The sequence below is a fragment of the Pseudorhizobium endolithicum genome (assembly GCF_902153245.2).
In the GTDB taxonomy this organism is placed as follows: Bacteria; Pseudomonadota; Alphaproteobacteria; order Rhizobiales; family Rhizobiaceae; genus Neorhizobium; species Neorhizobium endolithicum.
This window is the reverse complement of sequence record NZ_CABFWF030000002.1, coordinates 2,420-16,904: the sequence shown is the minus strand read 5'-3', so window position 1 is coordinate 16,904 and position 14,485 is coordinate 2,420. Positions and strand designations below refer to the sequence as shown.

The following is a 14,485-nucleotide window of genomic DNA, read 5'->3' as shown; positions in this document are numbered from 1 at the left end:
CTACCGCTTCTTGAACGGCGCCATGCCGAGGCGCGCGAGTTCGTCGGCCCGCTCGTTCTCCGGATGGCCGGCATGGCCCTTGATCCAGTGCAGCGTCACCTTGTGCTTGTTGCGCGCTTCTTCCAGTTGCTGCCACAGTTCGGCATTCTTGACCGGCTTCTTGTCGGCCGTCTTCCAGCCGTTCCTCTTCCAGCCGAAGATCCACTTGGAGATGCCGTCCTTGACGTAGGCGCTGTCGGTATAGAGATCGACTTCGCACGGGGTCTTCAACGCGGTCAGCGCCTGGATGGCAGCCATCAGTTCCATGCGGTTGTTGGTCGTCGCCGCCTCGCCGCCGAACATTTCCTTTTCGGTCTCACCGTAACGGAGGATCGCTCCCCAGCCGCCCGGTCCCGGATTGCCGGAGCATGCACCATCGGTGAAGATGTCCACGTGCTTCATGCGCCGGTCTCCACTTTCAGCCCATATTCCACGCTGGAGGCGATGGATCGGTGGAAACGCAGCTTCCGCAGGTATTCGAGCGGATCCTTCTTGACCACGAGAGCGCCTTCCGGGGTCGTCAGCCAGTCGTAGAGCCTCGTCAGGAAGAAGCGGACCGCCGATCCCCGGCAGAGGACGGGCAGCGCCTGCCTCTCCTGCGGCAGAAGCGGGCGGACAGCATCGTATCCCTCCAGCAGCGCCATACCTTTCGTCAGGTTGTAGGCGCCGTCCTTCTCGAAGCACCAGGCATTGAGGCAGATGGAGACGTCGTAGGCGAACATATCGTTGCAGGCGAAGTAGAAGTCGATCAGGCCGGAAAGCTCGTCGCCGAGGAAGAAGACGTTGTCCTGGAAGAGATCGGCATGGATGACGCCGGCGGGCAGGTCTTGCGGCCATTGTCCTTCCAGGAAGGCGAGCTCCGCGCCGATCTCCTCCCGGAGCCCCGGTTCCACCTCGTCGGCGCGGGCGGCGGACTTCTGCCAGAGGCTCTTCCACCCCTCCAGCGAAAGGGCGTTAGGGCGCTTCAGCGCGAAGCCTTCCCCAGCAAGATGCATCCTTGCCAGTGCCTGGCCGACCTCACGGCAGTGCCTTGCTTCCGGCTTCCTGAGCCACATTCCTTCGAGGAAGGAGATCAAGGCGGCCGGACGGCCGGAGAGTTCGCCCAGAAGCGCACCGTCCTTGCGCGGCAGCGGCAGCGGACAGGAAAGGCCCCGGGCGGCAAGGTGCTGCATCAGGCCGAGAAAGAACGGCAGGTCCGCCTTTTCCACCCGTTTCTCGTAAAGGGTGAGGATGAGGGGCTCACGGCTGGTATGCAGCAGGAAGTTCGAATTCTCGACGCCTTCGGCGATGCCCTTGTAGGATGTAAGTTCACCGACGTCGTACTGGGTCAGGAAATCTTTGAGATCGTCTTCGGTGATGTCGGTATAAACGGCCAAGGCTGTCTCTCGCAATGAACGGTCGCGGGCGCTGAGGCGCCCGGCAGAATCGGCGCTACACTATCCTGCCGGCGGCAGAAAAGTCATCCGTTCACGAAAGCCATGTCTTCACGCGTGAGCGGCACCCCGCGCAGTTCACGATTGACGAGGAAGTTTTCGGTCTCTTCCGCGGTGATCGCCAGTTCCACCGTCGCATCGTAGCGGCCACGGAAAGCCTCAATGATCTCGTCCACGATGACCTCGGGGGCGGAAGCGCCGGCGGAAATCCCCAGCGTGGAAACCTCACCGATCTCCTCCCAATCCAGTTCCGCGGCACGCTGGACCAACAGCGAGCGCCTTGCGCCCGCTCGCAATGCCACCTCCACCAGTCGCTTCGAATTGGACGAGTTCGGAGCTCCGACGACGATAAAGAGATCGCACCCGGGCGCGGCCTCCTTCACGGCTTCTTGGCGGTTGGTCGTGGCATAGCAGATGGAATCCGCCGCCGGCGCCTGCAGGTTGGGGAAGCGCTCCTGCAGCTTGGCGATCACGCCTGCCGTATCGTCGACGGAGAGCGTCGTCTGGGTGACGAAGCCGAGATTGTCCGGATCGGCCGGCACATAGACCTCGGCATCCTCGACCGTCTCGACCAGAGAAACGGTGCCCTCCGGCAACTGCCCCATGGTGCCGATCACTTCAGGATGGCCGGCATGGCCGATCAGGATGACGTGGCGGCCGAGGCGCTGATGGCGCATCGCCTGCTTGTGCACCTTCGACACCAGCGGGCAGGTCGCGTCCAGATAGAAGAGGTTGCGGGCCTGGGCATCCGCCGGCACGGACTTGGGCACGCCATGCGCTGAAAACACCACCGGCTGATTGCGGTGCTCCGGCGGGATCTCGTCCAGCTCCTCGACGAACACGGCACCCTTGGCCTCCAGCCCCTCGACCACGTATCGGTTGTGGACGATCTCATGCCGGACGTAGACGGGAGCCCCATAGGCCTTCAACGCCAGCACGACGATCTGGATCGCGCGGTCGACGCCGGCACAAAAGCCGCGTGGGCCGCAGAGGCGGATGGTCAGCGGTGGCTTTGCGCCTTGATGGTCAAACTGGATATTCATTCCGTTCCGCGGGCTGTTGGATGATGGTGTCGTTCATATAGGCGAGCGCTCCGCCCGCCGCCAAGCAAAACTTGGTCAGGTGCCGTCGGAGCCCCTGCGGCGGCGCCACCAGACCCCTGCGACCACGGCAAGCAACGCGGCCGCGAGCCCGTACCAGGTGACCGCATATTGCAGGTGGTTGTTCGGCAGCGAGAACTGCGTGACGCCCCCTTGCGGCCAGCCTCCGGGATTGGCCTGCGCGGCATCCAGATCCATGAAGAAAGGCAGGACGTCCTCGCGGGAAAGCCCGGTCGAGGCCGCCATGGCGGACAGGTCCTTCCAGTAGAACAGGTTCTTGTCGAGGGCATTGTCCGGGACGATGGCCGAAGGCTTTTCCGAGAGTTCCGCGCGGGCGTACCCCGTGAGCGCGACCTCGCCTCCCACCTGCCCCGCCTGGCGCGATGACGGGTCCTTCATCTCGTAGGGAACGAAGCCGCGGTTGACGAAAAGCATGCTCCCGTCGTCGAGCGTCAGCGGCGTATAGACGTAGAAGCCCGTCCGGCCCTCGTGGGTGGCGAAGAAGTGCCGCTCACGCGCATGGTCGAAGGTACCGGTCGCCTTCATGGTCCGGTATTCGATGTCCTCCCCGCCGGCAAGCAGAGCTTCGATTTCCGCCGTGGTCGCGGGCGGCGCGTGGCGCCGCTCTGCGATGTCGGCCAGGAGCTGCTCTTTCCAGACAAGCCGCTGGGCCTGCCATGTGCCGAGGGAGAGAAGGATGGCAAGGACGAGGAGAATGAGAGCAGCCGTCACCACGGACTTGATGCGGCTCGTGGACTGAAATTTCGTATTCTCATTCATCGGTTCAATGCCCGTCCCATGCAGGTCTCGAAAGCAGAAGGGCGGCTTTCGCCGCCCTCCCAGATGTGCTGTTTCCTCGCCGGATCAATGGGCGAGCGGTGCGCCCCAGCCACCCCAGATGTAGATGGAGAAGAACAGGAAGAGCCAGACCACGTCGACGAAGTGCCAGTACCAGGCAGCCGCCTCGAAGCCGAAATGACGCTGCGGCGTAAAGCCACCGCGCATGGCGCGGATCAGGCAGACCATCAGGAAGATCGTGCCGATCAATACGTGGAAGCCGTGGAAGCCGGTCGCCATGAAGAAGGTCGCGCCGTAGATCGAGTTGGAGAACTCGAAGGGAGCGGTCGCATATTCATAGGCCTGCACGAAGGAGAACAGGATGCCGAGCGCCACTGTCAGCGCCAGGCCGCTGACGAGACCCTTGCGGTCGTTGTGGAGCAGCGCATGGTGAGCCCATGTCACGCAGGTGCCGGACAGCAGCAGGATCACCGTATTGTAGAGCGGCAGGTGCCAGGGATCGAGAACCTCGACGCCGGCCGGCGGCCACTGGCCGCCCGTGAACTCGACGCGGGAGGCCTGGATTGCTTCGTTGGCGAAGAGGCTCGCGTCGAAGAAGGCCCAGAACCAGGCCGCGAAGAACATCACTTCCGACGCGATGAACATGATCATGCCATAGCGCAGGTGCAGCGACACGACGCGCGTATGGGCGCCCTCACGGCCTTCCTTGATAGTGTCGCTCCACCAGCCGACCATCGTGTAGAGGATGATCGCCAGGCCGATGAAGAACAGCCAGGGCGTCGCCCAGTTGATGCCGAGCATGTTGAATTCGCCGCCCTTCAGGTAGCGCATGTAGCCGACGCCGCCGAAGGTGATGACGAAGGCACCGATGGACGCCAGAAGCGGCCACGGGCTCGGATCGATAATGTGGTAGTCGTGATTTTTCTGATGCGCGTCGGCCATGTCAGAATCCCCGGATCATTGCATGCTCGCCGGAAAACCGGCGAATCCTCTCAAAGTTGCCCATTGGCCGGCTTACCCTTTTCCTGAACCGCCGCAACAGGCTTGGACGGCTGCGACGGATAGAAGGTGTAAGACAGCGTGATCGTCTTGATGTTCTTGGTTTCTTCAGCCTTGGTGATCTCCGGATCGACGAAGAACACGACAGGCATTTCCAAGGTCTCGCCCGGCTGAAGCGTCGTTTCGGTGAAGCAGAAGCATTCGACCTTGTTGAAATAGGCGCCCGCCTCCATCGGCGTCACGTTGAAGACGGCGGTGCCGGTGGTCGGCGTGGAGGAGCGGTTCGTGGCGGTGAAGGCCACCTGAACCGTCTCGCCGATCTTCGGCTCGATACGCCCGGCAGCCTTGAAGTCCCAGTTGAGGCCGTTCGAGGTGTTGGCGTCGAAGGTCACCGGCATCGCCCGGTCGAGGATGACGTCGGAATACTGCTCCGTCCGCTGCGTCGTGCCGTTATAGCCCGTGACCTGGCAGAAGAGCTGGTAGAGAGGCACCGCGGCATAGGCCATGCCGACCATGGCACCGACGAAGACGAAGCACATCGCCATGATCGTGCCGTTGCCGACGCGCCTGCCCTGTTGTGCCGTTATCTGCGTCATGCTGCCCTCCTTAACCGCCGATGCCACCGATCTTGACGATGGTGATGACATAGAAGAGGCCGACGAGGCCCGCGAGGACCAGGCCGAGCGCGACGTTGCGGTTGCGCCGCGACTTCTTCTGCTTTTCGGTAACCTTCACAGTCTCGATCACAGCATTGCTCCTGCGAGGCCCGCCGCGAAATGATCCGCCAGCAGGGCGGAGAAGACCGCAAACAGGTAGAAGACCGAATAGGCAAACATCTTCTTGGCGGCGATCATCTTCTGGTCGCCGTCAGGCATGCGCCAGACGGCGATGGAACAGTAGATGAAAATCGCGCCGAGTGCGGCGGCGAACAGGCCGTAGCCGAGCCCCGCCAGTCCGGTAAAGGAGGGGGCGACAGCAACGGCCGCCGTCAGCACCGCGTAGACGACGATCTGGTTCTTCGTCGAACGTTCGCCCGCGACGTTCGGCATCATCGGAATTCCAACCGAGCCGTAGTCCCGCATCTTGAAGAGGGCGAGAGCCCAGAAATGCGCCGGCGTCCAGAGGAAGATGACGAGGAAGAGCAGGATGCTGTCGAGCGAGACGCTGCCGGTGACGCAGGCCCAGCCGATCATGGGCGGGAACGCGCCCGATGCACCCCCGATGACGATGTTCTGCGGCGTCGAGCGCTTCAGCCACATCGTATAGACCACCGCGTAGAAGAAGATGGTGAAGGCCAGCAGCGAGGCCGCAGCCCAGTTCACGGCCAATCCGAGGATGACTACCGAAAACACGGAAAGGGTGAGGCCGAAGGCCAGCGCCTCGCGCGGCTCGATCCGGCCCGAGGGAATGGGACGTTTTGCGGTGCGCGACATGACGGCGTCGATATCGGCGTCGTACCACATGTTCAGCGCGCCGGAAGCACCGGCGCCCACCGCGATGCAGAGTACGGAAATGACGGCAAGGACGGGATGCAGGTCTCCCGGCGCCACCACGAGACCGACGAGCGCCGTGAAGACGACGAGCGACATCACCCGCGGCTTCAGAAGCTCGAAGAAATCTCGCGCATCGGCTTCGGAGAGGCGAATGCCGCCCTCGCCGCCGACTGCACCGTGATTGTCAATTACCGTCATTCTCTCGTCCTGTTGGTTGTCATCAGGGCATCGCTTGCCGCGATGCCCTGAATATTATTGTGCGGATCAGCGGATCTTCGGCAGTTGTTCCCACTGGTGGAACGGCGGCGGCGAAGACAGCTGCCATTCGAGCGTGCTCGCGCCCTCGCCCCATGGATTGTTGCCTGCCACGCGCTTCTTGGCGAAGGCTTCCCAGACCATGAAGAGGAAGATGATGACGCCGAAGAAGGAAATGTAGGAGCCGATCGAGGAGACCCAGTTCCAGCCCGCATAGGCATCCGGATAGTCGATGTAGCGGCGCGGCATGCCGGCCAGACCCAGGAAGTGCTGCGGGAAGAAGACGAGGTTCACGCCGATGAACATGACCCAGAAGTGCAGGTTACCCAGCGTTTCAGAATACATGTAGCCGCTCATCTTCGGGAACCAGTAGTACCAGGCCGCGAAGATCGCAAAGACGGCGCCGAGCGACAGGACGTAGTGGAAGTGTGCCACCACGTAGTAGGTGTCGTGCAGCGAGCGGTCGAGGCCGGCATTGGCGAGCTGGACGCCCGTGACGCCGCCGACGGTGAATAGGAAGATGAACCCGATCGCCCAGATCATCGGCGTGCGGAAGGTGAGCGAGCCACCCCACATCGTCGCGATCCACGAGAAGATCTTGATGCCGGTCGGGATGGCGATCACCATCGTGGCGAACACGAAATAGCGCTGCGCGTCGAGCGACAGGCCGACCGTGTACATGTGGTGGGCCCAGACGATGAAGCCGACGGCACCGATTGCCACCATCGCATAGGCCATGCCCAGGTAGCCGAAGATCGGCTTGCGCGAGAAGGTCGAGATGATGTGGCTGACGATGCCGAAGCCGGGCAGGATCAGGATGTAGACTTCCGGGTGACCGAAGAACCAGAACAGGTGCTGGTAGAGGATCGGATCACCGCCGCCTTCCGGGGCGAAGAAGGTCGTCCCGAAGTTGCGGTCCGTCAGCAGCATGGTGATGCCACCGGCCAGAACCGGCAGGGAGAGCAGCAGCAGGAATGCGGTCACAAGGACGGCCCAAGCGAAAAGCGGCATCTTGTGGATCGTCATGCCTGGAGCGCGCATGTTCAGGATCGTGGTGATGAAGTTGATCGCACCCAGGATCGAGGACGCACCGGAAACGTGCAGCGCAAAGATCGCCAGGTCGACAGCCGGGCCGGGATGACCCGCGGTCGCCAGCGGCGGATAGAGCGTCCAGCCACCACCCGGTCCATAGGCTCCGGCCGGCCCTTCGACGAAGAGCGACAGCATCAGCAGCAGGAAGGCCGGCGGCAGCAGCCAGAACGAGATGTTGTTGAGGCGCGGGAAGGCCATGTCCGGCGCGCCGATCATGATCGGGATCATCCAGTTGGCGAAACCGCCGATCAGCGCCGGCATGACCATGAAGAAGATCATGACGAGGGCGTGCGCCGTCGTGAAGACGTTGAACATGTGCTTGCCGCCATCGATGGCGGCTTCACCTTCGAAACCGTAGACCATCGACGCCAGGCCGTGGAAGATCTGGATGCCCGGCTCCTGCAGCTCCATGCGCATGAAGACCGACAGCAGGCCGCCGACGAGGCCCGCCATGATCGCGAAGATCAGGTAGAGCGTGCCGATGTCCTTGTGGTTGGTCGACAGGAACCAGCGGGCGAAGAAGCCCGGCTTGTGGTCGTGATGCCCATGCGCATGCGCGTCGTCGTGCGAGGCAGTGCGGGCGTGAGCGTGATCGTCGTGAGAGGTTGGTCCAGCCATTGTCCTCACTCCTCGTTACTTGGATTCGGTTGCCGCAATGCGGAGGGCATCGGCCGGCTTGTCGACTGCGGCCATGAGAGCACGGTTGGCGCCCGCCAGATCCTCCTGAGCGGCAGCAAGCCAGGCGGCGTACTGCTCTTCGGAGACGACGCGGATCGCGATCGGCATGAAGGCGTGGTCCTTGCCGCAGAGCTCGGAGCACTGGCCGTAATACATGCCTTCCTTCTCGGCCTTGAACCAGGTCTCGTTCAGCCGTCCGGGAACGGCGTCGATCTTGAGGCCGAAGGCCGGCATGGCGAAGGCATGAATGACGTCCGTCGGCGCCGCGGTCACCAGCAGTCGAACGGTCTTGTTCACCGGCACGACCATTTCGTTGTCGACGGCCAGCAGACGCGGATAGGCAGCGACATCTTCCTTGCCGGCAGCCGCACGGTCCTCATCCCTCAACATATAGGAGTCGAACGAGAGCGGGTTTTCGCCTCCTTCGTATTCATAGCTCCACAGCCACTGCGTGCCGGTTGCCTTGACGGTGAGGTCCGGATTGGTTGGGATCGTCAACTGCGCATTGAGGAGATTGAAGGAGGGGATTGCGATAAGGAACAGAATGAGTACCGGGCCGATCGTCCAGATGATCTCGATCATCGTGTTGTGGCTCGTACGCGACGGCACCGGATTGACGCTGGCGCGGAACCTCATCACGACGACCACCAGCAGGATCAGAACCAGGAAGGTGATCGGGACGATAAACCACAGGGTGTAGTTATTGAACCACTTGATTTCCTGCATGATCGGGGTGGCGGGGGCTTGCAGGTCGACCTGCCAGGGGGTGGGCTGATCGGCGAAACCGGCAGAAGCAAAGAGCAGACAGATGAGCGCCGTCATCACCGCAAAAGCTCTGTTCATCACAAATTCTCCTCAGGCGTTTGATCTGCATCAAACTCAAACGCAGAATCCAGGCTATGTGGTGCTTCAATCACAGTTTGACGGCCGCCGCAATATCTGGCGGGAAAACCCCGTGCGGCATTTTTGCGCTTCGTCAAATGCCTGCGCTCCAACGGATTTTGCGCTCCAATACAGGCTCGTCACACCCTGCAGTGGCGAGCCGGGTCCCATTTTCGCCTCACTCGGTTGGGATGAGGTCGGGGCTTTTCATTTGGCTCCCCTGACGCCAAGAATAGCCGCACCGATTCGCCATCCAGAGGTTTCCATGGGTCGTTCCTCGATCATCGTCGCCTGTCTCGTTGCCGCCATTGCCGGCCCGGCGCTTCCGGCGCTCGCCCAGCAATCCACGGCGCCGGCACCCGGCGCCTCGACCCCGGCTCCGGCGGCACAGGATCGAGTCCCTGCAGCACCCCAACAACAGCCGGGAACCGTGCGCTCCAACCATGGCGCATGGTCGATCATCTGCGATCGCCCCGCAGGCGCCTCGGCGGAACAGTGCGCCCTGATGCAGAACGTCATCGCCGACGACCGGCCGGAAGTCGGGCTTTCCGTCGTCGTGCTCAAGACCGCCGACCGGAAGGCGAAGATCCTGCGCATCCTCGCACCATTGGGCGTCCTGCTCAAGGACGGGATGGAGCTCTATGTCGACAACAATAATATCGGGCGGGCCTATTTCACCCGTTGTTTCTCCGAAGGCTGCTACGTGGAAGTGGAAATCGACGACGAACTGATGCGCATCCTGCGCGCCGGCAAGAGCGCCGTCTTCGCGCTGCGGGAATCCGTTGACCAGGATCGCGTCGGCATCCCGATCGAGCTCACCGGCTTTGCCGCCGGCTACGACGCCCTCCCCTGATCCTTGCTTCGGCTCGCCGCCGGACCTACATCGGTCGAAACGCTCCCGCTCCAGAAGGGGGCAATGGAGTGACTTCATGAACACCGACCTTCTCAGCCTGTTCGACTGCGACGAGGCCAAGCTGCGCCGCATCCTGTCGAATGCCCTTTCCGGCTCCGACGACGGCGAACTCTTCGTGGAGCACGCGCAGGCGGAATCGCTGACCTTCGACAACGGACGCCTGAAGGGCGGCAGCTTCAACACCGATCAGGGCTTCGGGCTCCGGGCCGTCGCCGGCGAAGCGGTCGGGTACGCCCATGCCGGCGAGTTGTCAGCCGCCGCGCTTGGGCGCGCCGCCGATGCGGTCAGGGCGGTAACGGCCGGCTACTCCGGCTCCTATGCCGCAGCGCCCCAGCGCACCAACAAGAAATACTACGGCGACGAGAACCCGATCGGGCAGCCAAGCTTCGAGGAGAAGGTGAAGCTCCTGACCGAGATCGACGCCTATCTGCGCGGCAGGGATCCGAAGGTCCGGCAGGTCACCGCCACCGCCTCGGCCAGTTGGCAGGTCGTGGACATCCTGCGGGCCGACGGACACCGCGTACAGGACATCCGGCCGATGACGCGCGTGAACATCTCCGTCGTTGTCGGCGACGGAGACCGGCAGGAATCGGGCTCCTTCGGAACCGGCGGCCGCATGGGCTTCGGCGATTTCGTCGCCAGCGGCAACTGGAAGACCGGCGCCGACGAGGCACTCCGGCAGGCGCTGGTGAACCTGGAGGCAATTGAGGCGCCGGCCGGCACCATGGACGTGGTGCTCGGCAACGGGTGGCCCGGCGTCATGCTGCACGAAGCCGTCGGCCACGGGCTGGAAGGCGACTTCAACCGCAAGAAGACGTCCGCATTCGCCGGCCTGCTGGGAGAAATGGTCGCCGCCCCCGGCGTCACCGTCGTCGACGACGGGACGATCGACAGCCGCCGCGGCTCCATCACCATCGACGACGAAGGCACGCCTTCCGGCTACAACGTGCTGATCGAGAACGGCAGGCTCGTCGGCTACATGCAGGACCGGCAGAACGCCCGGCTGATGGGCATGCAGCCGACCGGCAACGGGCGGCGCCAGGGCTATGCGCATGTGCCGATGCCGCGCATGACCAATACCTACATGCTCGGCGGCGACAGAACACCGGAAGAGATCATCGCCTCCGTCAAGAAGGGCATCTACGCCGTCTCCTTCGGCGGCGGGCAGGTGGACATCACCTCCGGCAAGTTCGTCTTCGGATGCACGGAAGCCTACATGATCGAGGACGGCCGGATCGGCCCGGCGATCAAGGGCGCCATGCTGATCGGCAACGGTCCCGATGCGATGAAGCGGGTTTCCATGGTCGGCAACGATTCCAAACTCGATACCGGCATCGGCAACTGCGGCAAGGCTGGCCAATGGGTGCCGGTCGGCGTCGGCCAGCCGCATCTCAGAATGGACCAGGTGACCGTCGGCGGCACGAAGGCCTAGCGAGGCGGCGAAAGCCCTTGTTCCGGAATTCGCGGTCTCGGATTGGCGTCGCCTCCGACCCAGCTACCTCCCCCGCCTCTGCGAGGATCTAGGCTCGCGGTCGCTCCCCTAGCCAAAGCCGATCTGGCCCTTTGGCTGGTGAGTTCAACAAGGGTTAAGACAATCCTGCCTAACTTTCCCCACAGGCGGTAAAGGGGCTGGTTCAACCATGGGTGGCGGACTGAAGGCGCTGTTGAAGCGCAGAGGAAAACGACTGGCGATCGCCGGAGCACTGGAGGTGGCCGGCCTGCTGTCGCGGACAGGGCTGATGCGCGGAGCAAGAGGCAGGGGAGCGATCTTCACTCTCCACCACGTCAGGCCGGCGGATACTCCCTCCTTCGCCGCCAACAAGCATCTGGAAGTTACGCCCGAATTCCTTGATGTGTCGATCAGGACCCTCCGGGCCGAGGGGTATGAGTTCATCCCGCTGGAAAAGGTTCCGGCCCGCCTCCTTTCCCCCGAGCTTCGGCCGTTCGCGGTCTTCACGCTGGACGACGGCTACCGAAACAATGCCGAGCATGCCCTGCCCGTGTTCGAGCGGCATGGGGTTCCCTTCACCATCTTCGCCACGCGCGGCTTTGCCGAACGCACCCGCTCCCTCTGGTGGGAGACGCTGGGAAGCCTCCTCGGCCGGCTGAACGCCGCGCGGTTCGACTTCGGCGGCGGCGAAGAAGAGCTCGATCTGTCCTCGGAGGCGCTGAAGCTGCGGGCTTTCGAGCGCTTCGCCGGCTTCGTCGCAACGGAGGACGAAGATGCGGCGGTCGCCCGGATCGACGCATTCTCGCGGGAGCACGGGCTCGATCCCTTGAAGCTGACGGCAGATCTCATCATGGATGCCGACGAGTTGCGCCGGATCGCGTCGCATCCGCTTGCATCCCTGGGCGCCCACACGCTCAGCCATCGCGCCACTGCCCGGCTCCCGGCGGACGAGGCCGGGCGCGAGATGCAGCAATCCGCGGACTGGCTGCAGAGCCTGACGGGCAACCGACCTCCTGCCTTGGCCTATCCTTACGGCTTTCCGGCTGCCGTATCTCCACGCGACACCAGGATCGCGCAGGAGCTCGGCTTCACGGTCGCGGTCACCACCCAGCCGGGAACGATCGACGAAACCTGGACTGACCAGCTGACCGGGCTGCCCAGGATATCGCTCAACGGCCATTTCCAGCACGCCCGCTACGTTTCCGCGCTGGCCTCGGGAATTCCATTCGCCTTTTCCCGGTAAAGGGCTCGGTCAGGGATACATCCTGACCTTTTCCCAGGCGCCCTCGGGAGACGAACGCCGGAACTCGATCCGGTCATGCAGGCGGAACGGCCGGTCGTGCCAGAACTCGATCGACAGCGGCTTTATGCGGAAGCCGGACCAGTGGCCGGGACGCGGGATCTCGCCGATCGCGTAGCGCGCCGTAAACTCGGCCACGGCCTTTTCCAGCGCGAAACGCCCCTCCAGCGGCCGCGACTGCTTCGAGGCCCAGGCACCGATGCGGCTGCCGCGCGGGCGGGTCGCGTAATAGGCGTCTGCCTCGGCATCGGTCACCACCTCGACCTCGCCCCTCAGCCGGACCTGGCGGCGCAGCGACTTCCAGTGGAAGCACATCGCCGCCTTCTTCTGGCCGAGGATTTCCCTGCCCTTCTGGCTTTCGAAGTTGGTGTAGAAGACGAAGCCCTGCCGGTCGAAGCCCTTGAGCAGGACCATGCGGACATTGGGCATGCCGTGCTCGTCCACCGTCGCCAGCGCGACGGCGGTCGGGTCGTTGACCTCCGCGGCTTCCGCATCCTTCAGCCACGTCGCGAAAAGCGCGAAGGGTTCGCTTTCTTCCGTGAAGTCACCGCTTGTTAACTCGCTTTCGGACATATTGACTAAAATACTCCCGACTGGTGAATTTGCCCGTGACTCACGCCCGGACAGGACGCAAGGTGGTACTGATAGCAAAGTCGCTCACTCGCTCAAAGTGGCCCGCCGGAAGCACCGCACGAACGCTCGCCCTCCTCATCGCCGGGCTCTGCACAGCCTCCTGCACCAGCAGCCTCGACCTTCTCGGCAGCGCTTCCAAAGTGGACCGGTCCATCTCGACCGGCACCGTTGCGCGCAAGGGCTCCGACACCACGCTCTCCGACGAGACGACGGTTCGCAACGCGGTGACATCCGTCGACCTTTCGCTACTGGGGGATGCGCCGCTGCCCTGGGCCAACGCCGCGACGGGCAGCGCCGGCGTGGTCTCGACCATCAAGGAAGCCCGAGACACTGGACGCGTCTGCCGCGACTTCACTACCACCCGCCATTCCTACGAGGGGATCGCGATGTTCTCCGGCCAGGCCTGCCTCACCGGCCGCGGCGACTGGTTGCTGACGGCTTTCGACCGTCAGTAGAATTTTAACCGTGTCGGGCAGGCCGCAGCGCACGTAACCACTGATTCAGGATTCTCCTGCTAGCCTTTCTCCGAACGTGGATCGCGGCCAGGGAACCGGCGGAGTCCGCGGGCGTTGTTGCGGGTATCGGCGGATCTTGGCTCAGACCGGTCCCGCCACCTACTGGAACCGGTGGTCATTCATGCGCGATCCCTATTCTGTTCTTGGTGTGCAGCGGAATGCCGGCGCCGACGAGATCAAGGCTGCCTGGCGTTCCAAAGCAAAATCCGTTCACCCCGACCATAACCAGGACGACCCTTCCGCGTCGAACCGCTTCGCCGAAGTTGGCCGCGCCTATGAGGTACTCAAGGATCCGGAGCGCCGCAAACGTTACGACCGCGCGGTAGAGGCCCATCAGACCATTCTTCAGCAGCGGCAGGCTGCCCGCGAAGCCGCCGAACGCGCCAAGGCGGCCAAGGCGAATGCCGAGAAGGTGATGGAGGAACTGGCGAGAGCAAACGCCCAGCGCGCCCAGGCCCAGGCTCAGGCTCAGGCCAATTCACAGGCCGGCGCAGCACCCGAACCGGCAGAAGACATGGTCGAGCGGATCTTCGGATCCCCATCCGACAGGGGCGCGAAGCAGACGGGGACGTCCGGGGGGGGGCAGGCACAGGCGGCATCTTCCACGGCTGCCGCAGCCGGCGACCCTGGCGCTTTCCAAGACGCGCAGGTGCAGGAAGGTTCGGCGACCGCCGCCACGCCCCAGGACCCCAAGCCGCTGCCGGCGCAGGCTGTGGAACTGATCGCATCACTCGTCCGCCGCATCCGCGGCGTCGGCCCTGCCCCGGACAAGGCGCCGGATCACGCCGTCGAAGCGTATGTCACGCTCGAGGACCTGTTGAAGCAGAGCTGGCTGACGGTGAGACTTCCTGAAGACCGGGACGTGCGCTTCCCGCTCGAGGCCGGCATGACCGCCGGGCATGTCA

The 14,485-nt window shown here is 63.5% G+C and carries 16 protein-coding genes; 5 read left to right on the top strand and 11 right to left on the bottom strand.

Annotated elements, in window-relative coordinates; genetic code table 11:
- From rnhA to coxB, 10 genes are all read right to left on the bottom strand, one after another.
- Positions 1 to 441 carry a ribonuclease HI gene (gene rnhA / locus RTCK_RS02965; protein WP_142521507.1) on the bottom strand — a complete coding sequence of 147 codons (441 nt, stop codon included), beginning with the start codon at positions 439 to 441 and terminating at the stop codon, positions 1 to 3.
- Entirely contained in the window at positions 438 to 1,415 is a 978-nt protein-coding gene (locus RTCK_RS02960) for a homoserine kinase (RefSeq protein ID WP_142591479.1), read from the bottom strand. Before RTCK_RS02960 ends, rnhA begins: the two co-directional genes overlap by 4 nt.
- Before the next feature lie 83 nt (positions 1,416 to 1,498).
- Complete coding sequence (gene ispH, locus RTCK_RS02955) at positions 1,499 to 2,515, bottom strand: 4-hydroxy-3-methylbut-2-enyl diphosphate reductase (RefSeq protein ID WP_142522930.1); 1,017 nt, start codon at positions 2,513 to 2,515, stop codon at positions 1,499 to 1,501.
- Positions 2,516 to 2,590: 75 nt separating this feature from the next.
- Positions 2,591 to 3,352 (bottom strand): SURF1 family protein, encoded by a 762-nt coding sequence (locus tag RTCK_RS02950; protein ID WP_142591477.1) that lies wholly within the window; start codon positions 3,350 to 3,352, stop codon positions 2,591 to 2,593.
- An 84-nt stretch (positions 3,353 to 3,436) separates the two neighbouring features.
- Positions 3,437 to 4,312, bottom strand: coding sequence for a cytochrome c oxidase subunit 3 (locus RTCK_RS02945; RefSeq protein ID WP_142521510.1), 876 nt, complete (start codon positions 4,310 to 4,312; stop codon positions 3,437 to 3,439).
- 50 nt (positions 4,313 to 4,362) lie between these two features.
- Positions 4,363 to 4,965 carry a cytochrome c oxidase assembly protein gene (locus RTCK_RS02940; RefSeq protein WP_142521511.1) on the bottom strand — a complete coding sequence of 201 codons (603 nt, stop codon included), beginning with the start codon at positions 4,963 to 4,965 and terminating at the stop codon, positions 4,363 to 4,365.
- 10 nt (positions 4,966 to 4,975) lie between these two features.
- Positions 4,976 to 5,116 (bottom strand): hypothetical protein, encoded by a 141-nt coding sequence (locus RTCK_RS02935; RefSeq protein ID WP_185927890.1) that lies wholly within the window; start codon positions 5,114 to 5,116, stop codon positions 4,976 to 4,978.
- Positions 5,113 to 6,060 carry a heme o synthase gene (locus tag RTCK_RS02930; protein WP_142591475.1) on the bottom strand — a complete coding sequence of 316 codons (948 nt, stop codon included), beginning with the start codon at positions 6,058 to 6,060 and terminating at the stop codon, positions 5,113 to 5,115. The genes RTCK_RS02935 and RTCK_RS02930 overlap by 4 nt, the downstream gene beginning before the upstream one ends.
- A 66-nt stretch (positions 6,061 to 6,126) precedes the next feature.
- Positions 6,127 to 7,827, bottom strand: coding sequence for a cytochrome c oxidase subunit I (gene ctaD, locus RTCK_RS02925; protein WP_142521513.1), 1,701 nt, complete (start codon positions 7,825 to 7,827; stop codon positions 6,127 to 6,129).
- Positions 7,828 to 7,842: 15 nt separating this feature from the next.
- Positions 7,843 to 8,730: a cytochrome c oxidase subunit II gene (gene coxB / locus RTCK_RS02920; protein WP_185927887.1), complete on the bottom strand. Its 888-nt coding sequence runs from the start codon at positions 8,728 to 8,730 to the stop codon at positions 7,843 to 7,845.
- Between the two features lie 304 nt (positions 8,731 to 9,034).
- Between coxB and RTCK_RS02915 the strand changes: the two genes are divergently transcribed.
- The 3 genes from RTCK_RS02915 to RTCK_RS02905 all read left to right on the top strand — a co-directional run bounded on the left by RTCK_RS02915 (position 9,035) and on the right by RTCK_RS02905 (position 12,375).
- Positions 9,035 to 9,622, top strand: a complete 588-nt coding sequence (locus RTCK_RS02915) for an invasion associated locus B family protein (protein ID WP_142591472.1) — start codon at positions 9,035 to 9,037, stop codon at positions 9,620 to 9,622.
- Positions 9,623 to 9,698: 76 nt separating this feature from the next.
- Complete coding sequence (gene tldD / locus RTCK_RS02910; RefSeq protein ID WP_142591470.1) at positions 9,699 to 11,114, top strand: metalloprotease TldD; 1,416 nt, start codon at positions 9,699 to 9,701, stop codon at positions 11,112 to 11,114.
- 208 nt (positions 11,115 to 11,322) lie between these two features.
- Entirely contained in the window at positions 11,323 to 12,375 is a 1,053-nt protein-coding gene (locus RTCK_RS02905; protein WP_142521516.1) for a polysaccharide deacetylase family protein, read from the top strand.
- A 9-nt stretch (positions 12,376 to 12,384) separates the two neighbouring features.
- On the opposite strand, the gene pdxH is transcribed toward RTCK_RS02905, so the two are convergent.
- On the bottom strand, positions 12,385 to 13,005 hold the full coding sequence (gene pdxH, locus RTCK_RS02900; RefSeq protein WP_142521517.1) for a pyridoxamine 5'-phosphate oxidase: 621 nt from the start codon (positions 13,003 to 13,005) through the stop codon (positions 12,385 to 12,387).
- A gap of 62 nt (positions 13,006 to 13,067) precedes the next feature.
- Between pdxH and RTCK_RS02895 the strand changes: the two genes are divergently transcribed.
- Both RTCK_RS02895 and RTCK_RS02890 read left to right on the top strand, forming a co-directional pair.
- A complete protein-coding gene (locus RTCK_RS02895) occupies positions 13,068 to 13,520 on the top strand; it encodes an RT0821/Lpp0805 family surface protein (RefSeq protein WP_142591467.1) in 453 nt (150 codons plus the stop codon).
- 181 nt (positions 13,521 to 13,701) lie between these two features.
- On the top strand, positions 13,702 to 14,485 hold a 784-nt coding region (locus tag RTCK_RS02890; protein WP_142591568.1), incomplete at its 3' end, for a J domain-containing protein.